Source organism: Nostoc sp. (genome assembly GCF_036917675.1).
Lineage (GTDB): Bacteria > Cyanobacteriota > Cyanobacteriia > Cyanobacteriales > Nostocaceae > Nostoc.
Genome location: NZ_JBALCT010000044.1, coordinates 109,412 through 127,132, shown reverse-complemented (window position 1 = coordinate 127,132; position 17,721 = coordinate 109,412). Strand labels below are relative to the sequence as shown.

The window sequence follows — 17,721 nt, the reverse complement described above, 5'->3', positions numbered from 1 at the left end:
AGGGGAGCCAGTGCGTTGCGGAGGTTCCCTCCGTTGTAGCAACTGGCGTTGTGTTAGCAAGGAGAGTACGGCACCATCATCAAGGGTTTGGTGCGTTACGAACTGTGTTATAACACACCCGAAATACCTAATTTTGTTCAAAAATCAAATATGATTCCTATAGTTGTGTACTTGTTTTTTGTAGTCAAGTGAATAGCGTGTGTCAGATATAAGGGTAAATAATCTAAGTCGCGTACAGTTGCCCGTAAGAAGTTAAGTTTGGCAAGCATCCGAGGTATAAACGCTTAAAATTGCAAATGGCGAGTGGGAGCCAAAGCAAAAAATAGACCTTGGGTTGAGTTTGCAATCCAAGGTTTACTTTTAGAACTGGGAGCAGGGCGAAATAACCAATGGTCAATTCAATATACAATTACCAAGACAAAACCTATGGCTAAATCAAAAGAGCAAAAAGAGAAAAAAGAGCAAAAATTACAACCGCCACAGGAGCAAGAAGTTCCAGGTGTTGAATCAGAAATGACACCAAAACCCAAAGCAGATGATGCCCAGTATCACGGTAGTGGTAAGTTACAAAATAAAGTAGCATTGATTACGGGTGCAGATAGTGGTATTGGTCGTGCTGTAGCGATCGCATTTGCTAAAGAAGGTGCAGATGTAGCGATCCTTTACCTCAATGAACACGACGATGCCAAAGAAACAAAACATTTGGTAGAAAAACAAGGGCGTCGGGCAGTAACCATTGCAGGCGATATTGGCGATGAAACTTTTTGTCAGCAAGCTATCCAACAAACAGTTGGTGAGTTTGGCAAACTCGATATTCTGATCAACAACGCCGCCGAACAACATCCGAAAGAAAGTATCGAGGAAATCACCAAAGAACAACTAGAGCGGACTTTTCGCACTAATATATTCTCGATGTTTTTCATGACTAAAGCTGCACTCAAGCATTTACAACCAGGCAGTTCTATCATCAATACTACATCGGTAACAGCTTATAAAGGGAACCCACAACTACTAGATTATTCCTCTACAAAAGGTGCGATCGTTGCCTTTACTCGCTCCTTATCACAAAATTTGATCTCCAAAGGAATTCGCGTTAATGCTGTCGCGCCAGGGCCAATTTGGACACCTTTAATTCCCTCAACTTTTCCCAAAGAGAAGGTTGAAACTTTTGGTAAACAAGTACCAATGCAACGACCCGGACAACCAGAAGAAGTTGCTCCTAGCTACGTATATTTAGCCTCTGATGATGCTTCTTATGTCTCTGGACAAGTGTTACATGTCAATGGCGGAGAAGTTGTCAATGGGTAAGTAAAAAAGTTAGGAGTCATTCAATTTTGGATTTTAGATTTTAGATTTTTCTTTAAATCAAAAATTCAAAATCTATCTAAAACTGGTAGAGTTTGGAGTGATAAATTTTTATTTGTTCATTCTTAACTCCTAACTTCTGTACAAACGCGATTCATCGCATCTCTCCAAACTCCTGTACAGACGCAATTCATTGCGTCTCTCTACCCTAATTTTCTTCCATTAGAGGGATGAGTGAATGTTCAAATATTGATAATCTATCTAGCAGCAAACATTTAAAAAATAATAACTACGTCTATGGCATCTCCTACACCACTGCATGGCACGGAACTAGTAGATTGTGCTAGAGCAAATGCCAAACAAGGAATTGAAACTGCTGCTTATCAATGTGGCTATGGTCAAGACCTCAACAAATTTGCACAAGAACTCAGACAAGCTTGTGAAGAAATGAATTTACAAGTGAAGGAACTGAGCGGATTGATTACTGACCAGGACATGATACTAGAATTGGGTACTGGCGAAATTGTTGCTCCAAAGACAGAATCAGAACTGTAAAAGTTAGTCATTTGTCATTTGTTGTAGCAGATTAGTGCCTATAGCGATCGCTACTTCTAATCATCGTTGCAGAAAATAAGCCCAGACAGTAGCGATCGCACTTCTAACATTCCTCCCAATAATGCCGTAGTGTAGACGTAAAGTGGTTTGTTGTCAGATATCGCCTTGTAGCTGATTACCTGCAATACTCTAGACGACATTTGCTCGGCAATATCGCGGACTTCCTGGCTTTTACGTCTTTGGTGACGCAATTTACGGTTAACTATTATAGCCCCTAAGATACCTCACCCAGGTTTTACTACGTAAAACCTGTCCCTCTCCTTAATAAGGAGAGGGATTAAAGATAGGACAGGGTGAGGTTATAAGGAGAGAGATTTTTCAGATACTGTGAAAGGTTAAGATAACTTTGTTAGAAATCCCAATATTTTTTTGGTATTTGATGTCAGGAGTGTACGACGATAAGCATCTGCTGCTTTTTTAATAGCTTCAGCTTGAGTGGGATAAGGATGAATTACACTACTTAACTTACTCAAACCGATCTTATTCACCATTGCCGTAGTCACAACTGATATCATCTCACCCGCGTGGCTGGCAACAATAGTTGCACCGATAATTTCATCAGACCCCTTTTTATGGTAGATTTTGAGAAATCCTGACTCTTCACCATCTGCGATCGCTCGGTCTACACTACTAAAAGCTATCTTGATTGTCGTCACCTCAATCCCCAATTTCTGCGCCTCGTGTTCGTACAACCCTACATGGGCAATTTCTGGGTCAGTATAAGTTACCCACGGCATCACCAGACTACTGAGTTTGGAGCGTCCGAAACCGAAGGGAGAAAACAGCGTATTTTTAATCACAATCCGCGCTGCGGCATCAGCAGCATGCGTAAACTTCCAGTTCATACAGATATCGCCAGCTGCATAAATTTTGGAATTCGTCGTCTGGAGGTAATCATTTACCTTTACACCTTGGCGATTGTCGTATTCTACACCCACTAATTCTAAATTTAAACCTTCTACATTCGGCGATCGCCCCGCACCGACTAAAATTTCATCTACTGTCACCGAATCTCGATGGCCATTGGAGGAAAAGTAAAGCCGTTTCCCTTCGGTGACAGTTACTACTTCTTCTAATTTGGAATTCAACACCACGCGAATTCCTTCGCTAATTAAAACCTTTTGGAGAATTTCAGCTGCATCAGCATCTTCTTTATTCAGAAGATGAGAACCGCTATGGAAAAGTACCACCTCAGAACCCAAACGTCGAAAAGCCTGCGCCAATTCGCAACCAATGGGGCCGCCACCAATCACCGCCAAATGTTCTGGTCGTTGAATCAGGGAAAAAACCGTCTCATTAGTTAAATAACCCGCCTTTTCAATTCCCGGAATCGACAGTTGTGCAGCTCTGGCGCCAGTAGCAATTACAGCTTTTTTAAACCGGAGGGTTTTCTCACCAACTTCCACAGTATTTTTACTTGCAAATCGACCGCTACCCAAAAACACATCGACACCCAACGATGAGAAGCGTTCAGCTGAGTCGTTATGGCTGATATCAGCTCTTATCCGCCGCATCCTTCCCATGACTTTGGAAAAATCAACATCAATATTATGTTGGGGAATATTAACTCCCAAGTCTTGAGCATTCCAGATTTCACCAACGACGCGGGCAGACCGAATAATAGTTTTAGATGGTACGCAACCAACATTTAAGCAATCTCCACCCATGAGATGCTTTTCAATCAACGCCACTTTTAAACCCAAATCCAGACCCGCCGCACCCGCCGCCACTACTAATCCCGCCGTACCAGCACCAATTACTACCAAGTCGTAAACATCTGCGGGTTGAGGATTAACCCAATTTGGCGGATGGACGTAAGACACCAACTTTTGATTATACTCATCCATTGGGCGAACTGTGACTCTCTCGAATTCTGAATTGGTCATTAGTGGAACCTCATTTGAGAATTAAAAATGCTCAAGTCAACGCCTTTGCGATATTCAAAATTAAGAATAGCTATGAAAGGGAATAGGGAACAGGGAATAGAAAACAGGGATAACTAGGTCGCCCACAAGGGGCGAGGCTTATCTAGTAAATTTAGGTGGCTCAATCTTTTATTTTTAATGCTTATTTAACAATGAATACAACCTTTGAACTGTTTTGTCCGTCTGGAATTGACAGATACTATTAAAGCTTTCCTGTATAAAGGTTTCAGCAAGAGATAATTTATCTTTAGCAGAACGCGTTTGAATTTTTAATTGCTACTTACCTTCTCTTCCAAAGCTTTCCGCGCAATCCGGGTTACATAAATTGTCACAGCGACTGTAGCAATCAAACCCAAGATGCGAATTGCCCATTGTAAAGTCGGGTTGGTGGGTTGAGCCTTACTACCAATCATGGCCAGATTACCCGCAAGGGAACCAATATAAACATACATAATGGTTCCGGGAATCATGCCTACAGAGCCAATAAAGTAATCTTTAAGTGAAACTCCCGTAATCCCAAAAGCATAGTTTAATAAATTGAAAGGAAATATGGGGGACAATCGCGTTAACAGGACAATTTTTAATCCTTCTCTACCAACCGCTTGGTCAATGGCAGCAAATTTTTTGTTATCTGCGATTTTACCAGCAACCCAGCCTCTTGCTAAATAACGTCCCACAAGGAAAGCAGCAGTAGCGCCAAGGGTTGCACCAATAAACACATAGACAGAACCCCAAACTGCACCAAAAATTACACCAGCTCCCAAGGTGAGAATAGAACCTGGGAAAAAAGCGACGGTAGCGATAATGTAAAGGGCAATAAAAGCGATCGCTCCTACTGTACCAAGGCTATCAATCCACTGCAACGCATTTCGTAAAATTGCTTGGGGATTGAAAGAATTTGAATTTGTAAATTCTTGTGCTAAGGCAAAGTCTGTGTTTGATAAAAAAGTAAAGCTAAGTACTAGTAATATTAATCCAATCAATCTCAAAAACTTCCGCAAATCTCCAGGATTAAATCGATTTGTTATAAATTTCTTGTTCATAACTTACAGGGGTAAAAAGAATAAATAAATTTTTGACCCTCTGAAGCTCGACGTTGACCCTCTGAAGCTCGACGTTGACCTTCTGAGGCTCGACTATGACCTTCTGAGGCTCGACTATGACCTTCTGAAGCTCGACTATGACCTTTTGAGGCTCGACTATGACCTTCCGAGGCTCGATGTTGACCTTTTGAGGCTCGACTTTGACCTTTCGAGGCTCGATGTTGACCTTTTGAGGCTCGACTTTGACCTTCTGAGGCTCAATGTTGAAACTTACACCTCAAATTCAATGCTTCTAAGATATACTACTTACATGAGAAACAGCTTAAACCCTCTTAAATTTTTCTCGGCGATACCAGCGACAAATTCGCTTAGGTGAAATACCGACTAAATAAGCAATAATGACTATTTGATTAAGTAGCGTAGTTTTGAATACTCCTTTTTGTAACCATCTACGGGCTGAGGTAACAACTGGTGTAGGAATAATTACAATGCGTCCGATGCGTTTTAAACTACGCATGAGTTCAAAGTCTTCCATGATAGGCAATTCAAGAAAACCGCCGATTTGCTGAAATACTTCCTTTGTTAAAAATATTGCTTGGTCGCCATAGGGCATTTGGCAAAAATGCGATCGCACATTTACTCCCCACTCCACCCATCGTAAACTTAAAAGTGATGCTTCAATCCGCAAGTTAAACGCACCAGCCACAGTCTCAGGTTGTTGCAGCGCCGTGCGAATCATGTCATCAAACCCAGTAGGTAAACGGGTATCTGCATGGAGAAATAATAGAATATCACCCCTAGCAGCTACAGCACCAGCATTCATTTGAATAGCCCGACCGGGAGACGATGAGATAACTTTGATACCTAATGACTTAGCTATTTCTATGGTGTCATCTTTGGAGCCACCATCTACTATGATTACTTCTATATTTATATTGGGTTGAGTAGTTGCAATTGCCTCTTTGATATTCCCGGCTTCATTGAGAGTCGGAATAATAATAGAAATTCTAGCTGCGTCAATATTCTGACTCATGATTGCTGAGTTTTCTTTTCCAGTAGGTCAGGAAATGAACACTCTACCGTTATCTTAAGATTGCTCTCAGCCGTGCCTTTAGTTACGTAAGGTATACCCGCTTCACCACCAACTTTGATGCCAAATTCTAGAGTGACTTTATCAATATTAGCAATAGGAATTTTCTTAAAAGCATTGAGTGTATAAACAGTGTAAGCCCGAATTGTGCCTTCAATTGCTTGGAAATTTTGCACTATTTGTTTTTGTGCAACATTAGCATCCCATCCCTTATCAATTAACGCTTCTTCCTCTCCCTCCGGGGAAACTTCGATGCTAACTGACGGAGCATCTACGTTATTTGTGGCTTCAATGTAAATAATCGTGCCATCTTCTAACTGGATAGGTGTGAGTTGAGTCATGGGATAAATCTCGCCTAAAAGAATTGCGTGTAAGATAGCACAGTTGTAGTAGCCTACAAATTTTTACGGAAAATGCGCTAAATTTCTTGTAGAAGCTGGAAATAATTCGGCACAACTATCATAGGGCTTTCTAAGATGAGTCGAGACGCTTTAGTGGTGGGAATTAATACGTATGACGGCTTAAAATGTCTCAACGCACCAGCTGCGGATGCTGAAGCGATCGCAGCAGACAAAGACAAACCCTGAAGCTAATTCCATGAACCCTGAAGCTACTTCTGTCAACCCTGAAGCTACTTCCGAGAACCCTAAAGTTAATTCCATGAACCCTGAAGTTAATTCCATGAACCCTAAAGTTAATTCCATGAACCCTAAAGTTAATTCCATGAACCCTAAAGTTAATTCCATGAACCCTGAAGCTACTTCCGGGAACTCTGCATCTAATCTGAAAAAATGGCATCAAAGAGCGATCGCAAGGATCGGAGCTTGCTTTGCTGGCAATGAGTTTTTATAATTAAGCGATCGCAGCAGACAAAGACAATAACGTTCACACACTCTAACAATCCTTTTCTATAGCGATATCTTGTTCAGTCAAGTAGGAAAATTCCAGCCCCATCAAATCTAATAGTTAAAGAAATACATCAGGCTCTATTTCCATGAATTCTGCGGCTTTTTTCAAACTAATAATTCTCGAAAATAACGCCCCTATCACAAACAAAAATGTTTCTTTTTGCTCAATATTATTAAATAATGGAATTTCTGAGGCAACACTTCTTAATTCTTCTTTACTAGTCATAGGTATTTCAAGCTACCGACTGAATATCCTCTAGATTATCCCAAACTTCTACAAGCAATGTCTACCGACAAGTCAACTTAACGTGAAATGAGCAGTTATAAACCTCGTCTACATAAACAAAAACTACCAACCTGGGTTGTTTTGTGTTAGTCCACACCATACGGACGAAAGCCTGTGTAGCCAAGCCAATCTAAGAATTAGTAATAACTTGCGAGATCATTGGTTAAATCTAGATATGCAAACTAGATGTTAAACAGCTCATTCTCACTGATGATTCCTAAATTCTGCGTTGGTTTGTCCAACGTGCCGCCTCAATAGCAGATGCGAACCGCAGAGGCACCCAAGAAACCCGCACTTCCCCCGTACTAGGATTTGTCACTTTGAGGAACTGCATAGGCTGGACATTAATTCGCTCTCTAACGATACGTAACAATTTGTATTCTTCCCAGGAGTCAATTTCGACTGTATTCATTTTTTCTAATAAGTGTACCCAGCCGATATCATCGAGTTTACGCGTGCGTTCGAGCTTTAGTTTACCGTGGTGTGCATACAAGTTATATCCATCTGCAAAGGCTATAGCAGGTGTATCTTCGTCATGGAGATGGTTGTTGCTATCAATACTGATTGTGGTGGAATGGTTGGAGATAATGGCGATATTCTGAAAAAAGAAAGTCCAGCCGCAATTCTTAACAAAGTCTTCTAAAATTAATAGTTTGTTTTGAAATTGGTGGTAGTTTAAACTATGAATACAAAAATCAAAATAACTACATCCTGCAATTAAACTTTCAGGTTTTTGGCAGGAAGAGAATATATTTTTAATGAAATTGCGATCGCGCTTACCAAAGTGTTGTTCAAAAACATCTTTCCACTGTGTTTCTAGCTGTCTTTGCAGTAAATTGGCATACTCTTTTGCCAGATGATTGTCAAACAACGAATGTAAATTTGTTTGTAAATCACCGGGTAGTCGCACGAGTAAATTTGATTGCAAATTACTGTAGATTCTGCTCCAATAGTAACTATCTATGGCATCACCCAGAATTCTATGGGAACCAACTTTGAGCAAATTCCAGATGTACTCGAACGCAGCGTTGGGGCTATCAACGATAATTATTTCAGGTTCGGTGAGTTCGAGTGCAGTATATATTGCTCGAACTGCATCTGTAGCGTGTTGCTGGTTAATGCGTTCAGTGGATAGCCCAATGTGTTGCCATTTTTCTCGATATCGGGATATGAATGCACGTTGTTCTGGTGTCAGATAGTCGGCGGACATAGCAGGTATGCGATACAGTAGCTATCTTGTATTAAAGCAGGTTATTTGACTTGGTTAGTAAAATTTATTAAAATCAACCTCACTTCAGCGTAATAATTTGGCGATCGCTAGGGCTAATAACTTAAATATAAATTGAGCTTCTTGTGAACACAAAATGAAAGTGTTCATTCTCAAAAAGTGACATGGTGGGTATTCACTTTGGACGGTAGATACCCACCGACAATACTTTATTTCGTTGTTAACACCGAATTTAAGCTATATTTACGTTTCTAAACAATGGCAAACCGGAAAGGTAATCCTCAGAATTTTGAGAATCAACCAAGCAAAGAATTAACTGAGCAATTAAACTTTCGTATCACCAAAGAGATGAAGGAAGAAGTCAAGGCAAAAGAAGATCCTCCTGAGTTTTGTCGTCGCGTTATCCAGAAAGCACTAGATAAACATAAACATAAGTAGTAAAAATTTATTCCTTTTATCTTCCTAATTCCAGGTTTATTTCTTTTAACTTTTTATTTTGCTTACAATTTAGCTAAAGTTGATGTTATCCCCAACATAATTACTATGACAGCGATCGCCATTAACTTAAATCCCATCATCCAACTCACCGACAACCAATTTTATCAACTCTGTCGGGAAAATCCTGAAATCAAATTTGAACGCAATGCAGCCGGAGAACTTCTAATCATGCCACCCACAGGCGGAGAAACTGGAAATCGTAATATTGAAATTGCAGCAGATTTTGTGATTTGGAATCGCCAAACTCAGTTAGGAGTTTGCTTTGATTCTTCCACCTGCTTTAAACTTCCCAATGGTGCAAACCGTTCTCCTGATGTTGCTTGGATAAAAAAAGATCGATGGGATGCACTCACATCCGAACAAAAAGAAAAGTTCCCGCCGATCGCCCCAGATTTTGTTTTAGAGTTAATGTCACCCAGCGATACTTTGCGAGAAACCCAAGAGAAAATGCAGGAATATATCGATAACGGAGTCAAATTAGGTTGGTTAATTAATCCAAAAACGCGTCAAGTAGAAATCTCTCGTCTTGGTCAACCAGTGGAAATATTAACATCTCCACAACAATTATCAGGAGAAGATGTTTTACCAGGATTTATTTTAAACTTATCAATAATCTGGAGATAAATATTAATTTATGACAGCGATCGCCATTAACTTAAATCCGATCATCCAACTCACCGACAACCAATTCTATCAGTTGTGTCGGGAAAATCCTGAAGTTAAATTTGAACGCAATACAGCCGGAGAACTTCTGATCATGCCACCTACAGGCGGAGAAACTGGAAATCATAACTCAGAAATTAATGCTGATTTTGTGTTTTGGAATCGCCAAACTCAACTAGGTAAAGTTTTCGATTCTTCCACCTGCTTTAAACTTCCTAATGGTGCAAACCGTTCTCCTGATGTCGCTTGGATTAGACAAGATAGATGGGATGCACTCACACCTGAACAGAAAGAAAAGTTCCCCCCAATTGCACCAGATTTTGTTTTAGAATTAATGTCAACAAGCGATAGTTTGCGGGAAACGCAAGATAAAATGCAGGAATATATTGATAATGGAGTGAAATTAGGTTGGTTAATTAATCCGAAAATGCGTCAGGTACAAATTTATCGTCTTGGTAAATCTATAGAAATATCAGAATCTCCACAACAATTATCAGGAGAAGATGTTTTACCAGGGTTTATTTTAAATTTGCAAATCATCTGGAGATAAATATTTAGTAAAGCGGGGTCTAAATTTGGAAAAAACTCACTCCGGCTTACTTGTTCATGGAAACCAGCTTCACCTATTGCTGTAAAACTGAAACCGTCCAAAGCCAAGAAATTGACCGTGGGATTTTTCACCCACTGGGAACGCTGTCACACCCAATAAGTAGACACCAGAAAAGCTGGGATTACTCACAGGGCGGAGGGCGATTGTAATTGTCTGTCCCGGAGTTACAGGCGGATCAAAGTTCACAGAAACCGTGCGTGTGTCGCGCTCGTTTGTGACTGAGCCTAATTTTAGTCGCATTTCTTTGCGTAGGCGTAGCCCGCCGTAGGCATCGCTTGTTCTCACAAATGCGCGGGTATCATTAAGATTGTAGTCGATGTTTTCTACTCCCTCGCTCTGGGCGATCGTTACCCTCTGGAGGGATTCTCCAGCATTCTCCGGCAAATTAATAGTAAAATAATAAGTTCCGCCCAAAATATTCACATCTTTGTAAGTAGTTGTCGCTTTAACAAGTTTTGGCGGTTGGACAAAGTAGACAGTACCATCTCTGAGCTGCACTGCTTGAGTCACCGTCACGGCAACTCCTGCAATACTTATTGCTAACGAGAGTGTTATCCCAAATAAAGTTGCAACACGCATGATTCAAATATAAAAAACGCACTCATTTAAATTTTAGTCCTTTGGGAATCAGTGACTTGGGAATGATAGAAGCTTGTTTTTCCCAATCAGAAGATTTCGTGTACCACCAAGCCCAAGCAATTAAAACTGCTTGAAAGGGAAGTCTGACTACGTGTACCCAAGGCGAGTTTGGTATATGTTCTAGCTGAATATGATTAACCGCCATGTTGATATTGGCAGGGAAAACAGCAATAAAAAGAGCAATAAGTCCCCAAGCAGCAGCTTGACTTACAGGCGGGACTAATAAGCCGATACCACCCAAAATTTCATAAAAGCCACTGAGATAAACTAATCCTAAAGGGTAAGGAAGTTGCGGTGGCATAATTTTGACAAATGGTTCTGGAATAACAAAGTGTGTCACTCCAACCACAATGATGGATATAGCAAGGACTACACGTAAAATTTCCTTATACTTCTTCATGGTTTTTGCCTGATTATATACTTACCCCTATTACTTCAGTTTGACTGACAGATATTAATCTGCCTTGAGTCAATAGGAGGAGAAATCGACAAAATTTTTCAAAATCCACAATGCTCACGTCGCCTATAGCGTTTTCTAATCTAGTTAAATACTGTTAACCTCACCCCGATAAAGCTATACTTCATCTCCCCTCTCCTTAATAAGGAGAGGGGTTGGGGGTGAGGTTTTGATATGTACTTCATGCATCTGGCAACCGCCATAATATGATATTATTTCAACTTTATCGGTGTAATAAATAATCAGTAATAATTTAGTAGTTAATTCATTACCTGTTACTAATTATTCATAAAAAATATGAGCGATGCCTTTAGCCGACTTGCACCCTTCATCCAAGAATATATTTATTATCACCAGTGGACTGAGTTACGACCAGTCCAAATTGCCGCTTGTCAAGTTATATTTGACACTGATGCTCACTTGCTAGTTACTGCTGCAACTGCTGCGGGTAAAACAGAAGCAGCCTTTCTGCCAGTTTTGACTCTATTATATGCTAACCCGCCTACAACTATCGGGGCATTATATATTAGTCCCATCAAAGCTTTAATTAATGATCAATTTGAGCGCCTCAACGACTTACTCAAAGAAGCAGATATTCCAGTTTGGCACTGGCACGGTGATGTTTCTCAAACTCGAAAAAACAAGCTTTTAAAGAATCCTCAAGGCATTCTACAAATTACACCAGAATCTCTAGAAAGTTTGTTAATCAACAAAAATAACGAACTCCTGCGTTTATTTGGTGATTTAAGATTTGTGATTATTGATGAAATTCATACCTTTATGGGTTCAGAACGCGGTTGTCAAATTATTTGCCAATTACAACGTTTAGCAAAGTTGACGCAAAAACAACCGCGCCGTATTGGTTTATCCGCAACTATTGGTGATTACTCAACAGCTGAAGAGTGGTTGAGTTCTGGAACAGATAAGCCAGTGATTACACCGCAAGTTGACGGGATAAAACGCCAAATAAAACTAGCTGTAGAACATTTTTATCTTACCGATGAAGTAGATGAATCAGAGGCGACAGTTGATGAACAATATATTTTCAATCTCAGCAAATCTCGCAAATGCCTGATATTTGCTAATAATCGGACGCGTACCGAATCTATAATAGCATCATTGCGACAAATTGCCACAAAACAAGGACTACCAGATATATATCATGTGCATCATGGGAGTATATCTGCTAGCTTGCGGCAAGCAGCTGAGAATGCGATGCGTGAACCCAACAATCCAGCTGTTACCGCCGCCACTCTAACTTTAGAATTAGGCATAGATATTGGTCATTTAGAGCGAGTTATTCAGTTAGAATCACCCTTATCTGTAGCTAGCTTTTTACAGCGTTTAGGACGTAGTGGCAGAAGAGATGAAGCTGCCGATATGCGCTTTATCTGCGCCGAAGATAAACCATTATCAGAAGCTTCTCTACCAGAGCAAATCCCGTGGCAACTCTTGCAGTGTATCGCTATTATTCAACTTTATTTAGAGGAGCAATGGATTGAACCAATCAGACCGATTAAATATCCTTTGAGTTTGCTTTATCACCAAACAATGAGTATTTTAACAGCAACGGGGCAAATTTCACCTAATGCCCTAGCTAAACAAATTTTTAGTCTGCCGCCCTTTGCTGCTATTTTAAAAGAGGATTTCCAACTATTGCTCCGCTATTTAATTGATATTGGTCATATTCAGCATACTGAAGAAGGTAAATTAATCCTGGGTTTGGCAGGAGAAAAGGTTGTGAGAAAATTTCAGTTTTATGCTGTCTTTGCTGAACAGCAAGAATATATTGTTAAACAAGGTGCAACGGAAATTGGCAGTATCGTCACGCCGCCTCCTGTTGGCAATCAATTTGCTTTAGCTGGCAGAAGTTGGGAAGTCGTAGAAGTAGACTTTAAAAAGAAGGCTATTTTTGTTAAACAAGCCGAGGGTAAAGCTAGTATTTATTGGCGTGGTAGTGGTGGCACTATTCATACTCAAGTTTTGCAACGAATGCAGCAAGTTCTATTTGAAAATGTCGAGTATAGTTACTTGCAAAAAAATGCTTCGCAACGTTTACATAAAGTTCGCCAATTGGTGCAGCAGGTTGGATTAGATAAACAAAATATCTTGCAATTGGAAAAAGGTAAATGCTGCATTTTTCCCTGGATGGGTACGATTGCTTATCGCACCTTAGAGAGATTACTCAACTCCTGCTGTCGAGAATCGTTGGAAATTACAAGTATTGGTGCAGTAACTCCTTATTATTTAACAATTAAATTAGGCAAGGATAAATTTAAATATCTTCATCGTGAAATCGCTTCATTGTGTGAGCAAAGAATTAGCCCAGAAGATTTAGTCAGTACTTCAGAAGCACCGGAAATTCAAAAGTATGATCAATTTATTCCTCATCCACTTTTACGAAAAGCTTTTGCTAGCGATTATTTAGATATGAGAGAACTCAAACAGCAAGTGGCACTCTGGAGAGAATAAACAAGAGCAAAAATTCCCCTGGATGCAACACATTGGTGTTAACTTAACGTAAAAGCGAGCATAAAAAGAGCTTTTAGAGATTGTCTCGTTCCCAGTCTCTGACTGAGAATTCCTATGAGAGGCTCCGCCTCAAGACTTGCGGCAGAGCCGCAAGCATTTCTAGCCTCTGGCTAGAAACGAGGTTTTAGAGGATGTTTGGACTTAAGTTGACACCAATGAGCAATGCTGTGCCCCTACGTTCACCTGTATTTGACACAATTGAGAACCGCTATAGGATTGTTATCGTCTAATTCCTAAAAATCATAATTAGGTAATCCAGTAACATCAGTTTGGAGAGCAAACAAATCACCAGAGTAGAAACTTTTTTCGATCTCTGATTGGCTGAGTCCAACTGAAGCAGTGGTAATATAAAGTGTTTGTAAATCCTCACCGCCAAAAGTACAACTAGTTGGCAATTGCACAGGTAATTTTATCCGCAATATCTCTTCACCCTTGGCGTTGAAACGAATCACACACCATCCATCCCACATCGCTGACCAAATATGTCCCTCACTGTCTATTGTCAACCCATCTGGGTAGAAAGATTCATTAGTTAAATCAACAAAAATACGGCGATTACTAATGTTTCCTGTTACTGAGTTAAAGTCGTAAGCGTATATTTTTTGCTGGGGGGAATCTGTTAAGTAAAATGTCTTTTCGTCAGGACTCCACCCCAGACCATTAGAGATAGTTAATCCTATTTCCATAATATGCAATGAACCATCAATGTCATAGCGATATAGGCTAGCCTGGGGTTTTTCCAAAGAACACGTTGAACCGAACCAGAAACGGCCTTGAGAGTCACATTTACCCTCATTGAGACGGTTATTTGGTAGATTTCCTTCAATTTCCAAAATCGGGTTAACTTCACCTGTCTGGGTGTTGAGGAATGCCAGGTGATGACGCAACGCCATAATTAATCTATTTGCACCTGCTGTTGCGATCGCACCTACGACATCTCCCACATCAAAAAAGCAGTTTTTCCCTGTGGTAGGATTGAACTGATGCACCCGATGGTTATAAATATCGACCCAGTACAGTAGGTTTTGGGTAGTGTCCCAGATGGGGCTTTCGCCTAAACGGGCACGGGCTTCTAGAACATTGTAGAGTGGATATTGCAACTTGTTCATTTTACCAATCAACAACACCATTTACAGAAAGCAATTTCAGTGGAATTGACGCAATGCGTTTAAAAACGTCTGCCTTATATAGCGGTTCTGACTTCGCTGCAATATAGTCTGAACCTCACCCCGTATTTGAGTCAAGCAAACACTCCCCTCTCCTTAGTCAGGAGAGGGGTTGGGGGTGAGGTTTAAATTTGTATTAAACTAAAAATGCGGTGAATTGTGTCTTCCCCAGGTAAAAGAAAAACTCTTCCTTTTGGTTAAGGTTCAGATTCCCAACTTTTTAGACAAGTCGGGAATCTTGTTGTTAAACAACTTGTAAAATCTCCTCATCTACAGAAAAATCTACTTCTGCTTTGTCTTTTGCATTAGCTAAATAGTCATTTTCTAGAGAGTCTTGTAACCCAGAAATCAAATCATATTCAGGATGCCAGTTTAATTCTGTTTGCGCTTTATTCACCGAAGCAAAGAAATGCTGCACTCGCATCGGAAAAGCTTTGCGCTTGCCGAAATCAAACTTTTTCGGGTCGTAATGGACGATTTTTACAGCATCGGGTGATTTACCAGCCGCTACAGCACTAGCACGGGCTAAACCATCAAAAGTGACAAAGCGATCGCCAGATATATTATAAATCTCTCCTATTGCCTGTTCATTACCCAAAACCTGAGTCAAAGCTTTTGCTAAGTCTTTTACATGACCTAGCTGTGTGATATGCAAGCCATTTCCAGGGATGGGAATCGGGCGATCGCGCACAATTCTGTCAAAAAACCAACTTTCCAACTCATTATAATTACGAGGTCCGTAAATATAAGTAGGACGAATGGAAGTAAAGGGCAATCCCAATTGAGTCAAATAAGCTTCTGTTTCATGTTTACCCTTATGGCGACTTTTGGGATCTACCAGATCACCTTCTACATGAGGCAATTGGTCAGATTTGAGATACACACCCGCAGAACTCATATACACAAAATGTTGCACTCGGTCTTGAAAAATCTCTGCTAGTGGTTGAGTATCAGTCAGTTCCCGTCCATTATTGTCAAAAATGACATCAAAATTTTCTGGCGATAATTTTGCTTTTAATTGGGTAGCATCCGTGCGATCGCCTATAATTTGTCCTACTCCCTCTAAAGGAGGTGCTGGGCGATTCCCACGATTGAACAGCACCACCTCGTGTCCTTGTTCCACTAGTAGTTGAGTCAAATACACACCAATGAACCGAGTACCACCCATAATTAGAATTCGCATAAGTTTCCCCTTTCTATATCAGTTGTTGTTAAGGAGTGGGCAGAGACGCGATTAATCGCGTCTGTACTGGGGAGTGGGAAGTGAGGGAGATGAGGGAGACAATGCCCAATGCCCAATGCCCAATGCCCAATGCCCAATGCCCAATGCCCAATGCCCAATGCCCCAATCTGAGGTTATCAGGTTACAGCATCTATCTGGAACCTCTGAGGGAAAGATTGCGTCTTCTGTGCTAATCTGGGACGCTTCCTGTTAATTAATCACAAGGGGAAACTTTTCATTTAACGTCATCAAGTTGCCTAAGTATTTTCCATTTATTCAAGTTAGCTGTGCCCTTGAAATATGCTCTAGTTCATGAGTGGCTAACACCTAAAGCCACCGGTGGTTCAGAACTCGTTGTCCGAGAAATTTTGAATCACATTGATGCTGATTTGTATGCTCTCATCGATTTTGAATCCAGCAATAGAGAAAGTTATTTATACAAGCGTCAGATTGGCAAGACCTTTCTCCAGCACCTTCCCTATGCTCGCAACGGTGTCCAAAAATACTTGCCTTTGTGGCCGTTGGCAATTGAACAACTGGATTTACGGCATTATGATGTAATTTTGTCTTCATCCCATGCTGTTGCCAAAGGAATTCTTACCACTCCCGAACAGATGCATATTTGCTACTGTCACAGCCCTATGCGCTATGCCTGGGACTTGACCTTTGATTATCTACGCCACAGCAAACTGGGTAGTGGTTTGCCTGGGTGGGTGACGCGATATATATTACATCGTTTGCGCCAGTGGGATGTATTGAGTGCCAATCGCGTTGATTACTTCATTGCTAACTCCCAGCATACAGCTCGGCGGATTTGGCGTTGCTATCGGCGAGAAGCAACAGTCATTTACCCACCAGTGAATATTGCGGAATTTCCATTTCTGTCTGAGAAAGAGGACTTTTACCTGATAGTTTCCCGGTTAGTGAGTTACAAGCAAGTATCGTTGATTGTCAACGCTTTTAATCAACTAAAACGACCATTAGTAGTAATTGGTACAGGAGATGAAATGATAAAGATTCGTGAGATGGCAAACTCCAATATCCAAATACTGGGATGGCAACCCGATAATGTGGTAAAAAAATATATGTCTAGGGCTAAGGCTTTTGTGTATGCAGCTTGTGAAGATTTTGGTATTGCCCTAGTGGAAGCACAAGCCTGTGGCACACCAGTGATTGCCTATGGTGCAGGAGGTGCTCTAGAAACAGTGCGAGATATCCGCTCTGATGTGGATACAGGGACAGGTATATTTTTCAGGACGCAAACAGAGGCAGCTTTAGTGGAGGCAGTAGAAAAGTTTGAAATGTATGAGGGTTCATTCAGTTCCGAGTATATGCGATCGCACGCCGCGCAGTTTTCACCGCAAATCTTTGCAGATCGTTATCTAGATTTTGTAAACAAATGCAACGAAAAAAGACCGTTTTTCCAATGATGGTCTTGGTTAATCTCTTATTTTTTTAGGCTTTTGGCAATTTCCCCCCAGAAGCACCTCATTTTGGCTTTAATATTGGGACTATGTGTGGTGTGGATTATTAA

General features: G+C 40.7%; 20 protein-coding genes. 9 read left to right on the top strand and 11 right to left on the bottom strand.

Annotation, left to right across the window (positions count from 1 at the left end):
- Positions 1-408: 408 nt before the first annotated feature.
- Both V7K31_RS14655 and V7K31_RS14650 read left to right on the top strand, forming a co-directional pair.
- A complete protein-coding gene (locus V7K31_RS14655) occupies positions 409-1,308 on the top strand; it encodes an SDR family oxidoreductase (RefSeq protein WP_442941290.1) in 900 nt (299 codons plus the stop codon).
- Between the two features lie 294 nt (positions 1,309-1,602).
- Positions 1,603-1,860, top strand: a complete 258-nt coding sequence (locus V7K31_RS14650; RefSeq protein WP_335095045.1) for a hypothetical protein — start codon at positions 1,603-1,605, stop codon at positions 1,858-1,860.
- Between the two features lie 56 nt (positions 1,861-1,916).
- Here the strand turns inward: V7K31_RS14650 and V7K31_RS14645 are convergent, their stop codons facing one another.
- The 5 genes from V7K31_RS14645 to V7K31_RS14625 form a co-directional block, all read right to left on the bottom strand.
- Complete coding sequence (locus tag V7K31_RS14645; RefSeq protein WP_335095044.1) at positions 1,917-2,111, bottom strand: hypothetical protein; 195 nt, start codon at positions 2,109-2,111, stop codon at positions 1,917-1,919.
- Positions 2,112-2,255: 144 nt separating this feature from the next.
- Complete coding sequence (locus tag V7K31_RS14640) at positions 2,256-3,806, bottom strand: mercuric reductase (protein WP_335095043.1); 1,551 nt, start codon at positions 3,804-3,806, stop codon at positions 2,256-2,258.
- A 308-nt stretch (positions 3,807-4,114) separates the two neighbouring features.
- On the bottom strand, positions 4,115-4,888 hold the full coding sequence (locus V7K31_RS14635; protein ID WP_335095042.1) for a TVP38/TMEM64 family protein: 774 nt from the start codon (positions 4,886-4,888) through the stop codon (positions 4,115-4,117).
- Between the two features lie 322 nt (positions 4,889-5,210).
- Positions 5,211-5,921: a TIGR04283 family arsenosugar biosynthesis glycosyltransferase gene (locus V7K31_RS14630; RefSeq protein WP_335095041.1), complete on the bottom strand. Its 711-nt coding sequence runs from the start codon at positions 5,919-5,921 to the stop codon at positions 5,211-5,213.
- Entirely contained in the window at positions 5,918-6,319 is a 402-nt protein-coding gene (locus V7K31_RS14625; protein ID WP_335095040.1) for a CU044_2847 family protein, read from the bottom strand. The genes V7K31_RS14630 and V7K31_RS14625 overlap by 4 nt, the downstream gene beginning before the upstream one ends.
- A gap of 256 nt (positions 6,320-6,575) precedes the next feature.
- Between V7K31_RS14625 and V7K31_RS14620 the strand changes: the two genes are divergently transcribed.
- Positions 6,576-6,830, top strand: coding sequence for a hypothetical protein (locus V7K31_RS14620; protein WP_335095039.1), 255 nt, complete (start codon positions 6,576-6,578; stop codon positions 6,828-6,830).
- Positions 6,831-6,944: 114 nt separating this feature from the next.
- Here the strand turns inward: V7K31_RS14620 and V7K31_RS14615 are convergent, their stop codons facing one another.
- Positions 6,945-7,112, bottom strand: a complete 168-nt coding sequence (locus V7K31_RS14615) for a hypothetical protein (RefSeq protein ID WP_335095038.1) — start codon at positions 7,110-7,112, stop codon at positions 6,945-6,947.
- A 277-nt stretch (positions 7,113-7,389) separates the two neighbouring features.
- Entirely contained in the window at positions 7,390-8,382 is a 993-nt protein-coding gene (locus V7K31_RS14610; protein ID WP_335095037.1) for a DUF6745 domain-containing protein, read from the bottom strand.
- A 276-nt stretch (positions 8,383-8,658) separates the two neighbouring features.
- Between V7K31_RS14610 and V7K31_RS14605 the strand changes: the two genes are divergently transcribed.
- From V7K31_RS14605 to V7K31_RS14595, 3 genes are all read left to right on the top strand, one after another.
- Positions 8,659-8,838: a hypothetical protein gene (locus tag V7K31_RS14605; protein ID WP_335095036.1), complete on the top strand. Its 180-nt coding sequence runs from the start codon at positions 8,659-8,661 to the stop codon at positions 8,836-8,838.
- 105 nt (positions 8,839-8,943) lie between these two features.
- Complete coding sequence (locus V7K31_RS14600; RefSeq protein WP_335095035.1) at positions 8,944-9,522, top strand: Uma2 family endonuclease; 579 nt, start codon at positions 8,944-8,946, stop codon at positions 9,520-9,522.
- 10 nt (positions 9,523-9,532) lie between these two features.
- Positions 9,533-10,111 carry a Uma2 family endonuclease gene (locus V7K31_RS14595; protein ID WP_335095034.1) on the top strand — a complete coding sequence of 193 codons (579 nt, stop codon included), beginning with the start codon at positions 9,533-9,535 and terminating at the stop codon, positions 10,109-10,111.
- 69 nt (positions 10,112-10,180) lie between these two features.
- Here V7K31_RS14595 and V7K31_RS14590 read toward each other — a convergent pair whose 3' ends face one another.
- Both V7K31_RS14590 and V7K31_RS14585 read right to left on the bottom strand, forming a co-directional pair.
- Positions 10,181-10,750 carry a DUF2808 domain-containing protein gene (locus tag V7K31_RS14590; RefSeq protein ID WP_335095033.1) on the bottom strand — a complete coding sequence of 190 codons (570 nt, stop codon included), beginning with the start codon at positions 10,748-10,750 and terminating at the stop codon, positions 10,181-10,183.
- Positions 10,751-10,772: 22 nt separating this feature from the next.
- Positions 10,773-11,210, bottom strand: a complete 438-nt coding sequence (locus V7K31_RS14585) for a DoxX family protein (RefSeq protein ID WP_335095032.1) — start codon at positions 11,208-11,210, stop codon at positions 10,773-10,775.
- Positions 11,211-11,564: 354 nt separating this feature from the next.
- On the opposite strand from V7K31_RS14585, the gene V7K31_RS14580 reads away from it, so the two are divergent.
- Positions 11,565-13,739 carry a DEAD/DEAH box helicase gene (locus tag V7K31_RS14580; protein ID WP_335095031.1) on the top strand — a complete coding sequence of 725 codons (2,175 nt, stop codon included), beginning with the start codon at positions 11,565-11,567 and terminating at the stop codon, positions 13,737-13,739.
- A 293-nt stretch (positions 13,740-14,032) separates the two neighbouring features.
- On the opposite strand, the gene V7K31_RS14575 is transcribed toward V7K31_RS14580, so the two are convergent.
- Positions 14,033-14,908, bottom strand: coding sequence for an SMP-30/gluconolactonase/LRE family protein (locus V7K31_RS14575; RefSeq protein WP_335095030.1), 876 nt, complete (start codon positions 14,906-14,908; stop codon positions 14,033-14,035).
- A 301-nt stretch (positions 14,909-15,209) separates the two neighbouring features.
- Positions 15,210-16,148, bottom strand: coding sequence for an NAD-dependent epimerase/dehydratase family protein (locus V7K31_RS14570; RefSeq protein WP_335095029.1), 939 nt, complete (start codon positions 16,146-16,148; stop codon positions 15,210-15,212).
- A gap of 73 nt (positions 16,149-16,221) precedes the next feature.
- Here V7K31_RS14570 and V7K31_RS14565 point away from each other — a divergent pair, with 73 nt between their 5' ends.
- Positions 16,222-16,401, top strand: coding sequence for a hypothetical protein (locus V7K31_RS14565; protein WP_335095028.1), 180 nt, complete (start codon positions 16,222-16,224; stop codon positions 16,399-16,401).
- 73 nt (positions 16,402-16,474) lie between these two features.
- A complete protein-coding gene (locus tag V7K31_RS14560) occupies positions 16,475-17,617 on the top strand; it encodes a glycosyltransferase (RefSeq protein WP_335095027.1) in 1,143 nt (380 codons plus the stop codon).
- Positions 17,618-17,721: the final 104 nt, after the last annotated feature.

What these genes read in the sequence shown, in the direction of transcription:
- V7K31_RS14650 (WP_335095045.1), top strand. Translation starts at nt 1,603, where the DNA reads ATGGCATCTCCTACACCACTGCATGGCACGGAACTAGTAGATTGTGCT.
- V7K31_RS14640 (WP_335095043.1), bottom strand. Translation starts at nt 3,806, where the DNA reads ATGACCAATTCAGAATTCGAGAGAGTCACAGTTCGCCCAATGGATGAG.
- V7K31_RS14635 (WP_335095042.1), bottom strand. Translation starts at nt 4,888, where the DNA reads ATGAACAAGAAATTTATAACAAATCGATTTAATCCTGGAGATTTGCGG.
- V7K31_RS14630 (WP_335095041.1), bottom strand. Translation starts at nt 5,921, where the DNA reads ATGAGTCAGAATATTGACGCAGCTAGAATTTCTATTATTATTCCGACT.
- V7K31_RS14625 (WP_335095040.1), bottom strand. Translation starts at nt 6,319, where the DNA reads ATGACTCAACTCACACCTATCCAGTTAGAAGATGGCACGATTATTTAC.
- V7K31_RS14620 (WP_335095039.1), top strand. Translation starts at nt 6,576, where the DNA reads ATGAACCCTGAAGCTACTTCTGTCAACCCTGAAGCTACTTCCGAGAAC.
- V7K31_RS14615 (WP_335095038.1), bottom strand. Translation starts at nt 7,112, where the DNA reads ATGACTAGTAAAGAAGAATTAAGAAGTGTTGCCTCAGAAATTCCATTA.
- V7K31_RS14610 (WP_335095037.1), bottom strand. Translation starts at nt 8,382, where the DNA reads ATGTCCGCCGACTATCTGACACCAGAACAACGTGCATTCATATCCCGA.
- V7K31_RS14605 (WP_335095036.1), top strand. Translation starts at nt 8,659, where the DNA reads ATGGCAAACCGGAAAGGTAATCCTCAGAATTTTGAGAATCAACCAAGC.
- V7K31_RS14600 (WP_335095035.1), top strand. Translation starts at nt 8,944, where the DNA reads ATGACAGCGATCGCCATTAACTTAAATCCCATCATCCAACTCACCGAC.
- V7K31_RS14595 (WP_335095034.1), top strand. Translation starts at nt 9,533, where the DNA reads ATGACAGCGATCGCCATTAACTTAAATCCGATCATCCAACTCACCGAC.
- V7K31_RS14590 (WP_335095033.1), bottom strand. Translation starts at nt 10,750, where the DNA reads ATGCGTGTTGCAACTTTATTTGGGATAACACTCTCGTTAGCAATAAGT.
- V7K31_RS14585 (WP_335095032.1), bottom strand. Translation starts at nt 11,210, where the DNA reads ATGAAGAAGTATAAGGAAATTTTACGTGTAGTCCTTGCTATATCCATC.
- V7K31_RS14580 (WP_335095031.1), top strand. Translation starts at nt 11,565, where the DNA reads ATGAGCGATGCCTTTAGCCGACTTGCACCCTTCATCCAAGAATATATT.
- V7K31_RS14575 (WP_335095030.1), bottom strand. Translation starts at nt 14,908, where the DNA reads ATGAACAAGTTGCAATATCCACTCTACAATGTTCTAGAAGCCCGTGCC.
- V7K31_RS14570 (WP_335095029.1), bottom strand. Translation starts at nt 16,148, where the DNA reads ATGCGAATTCTAATTATGGGTGGTACTCGGTTCATTGGTGTGTATTTG.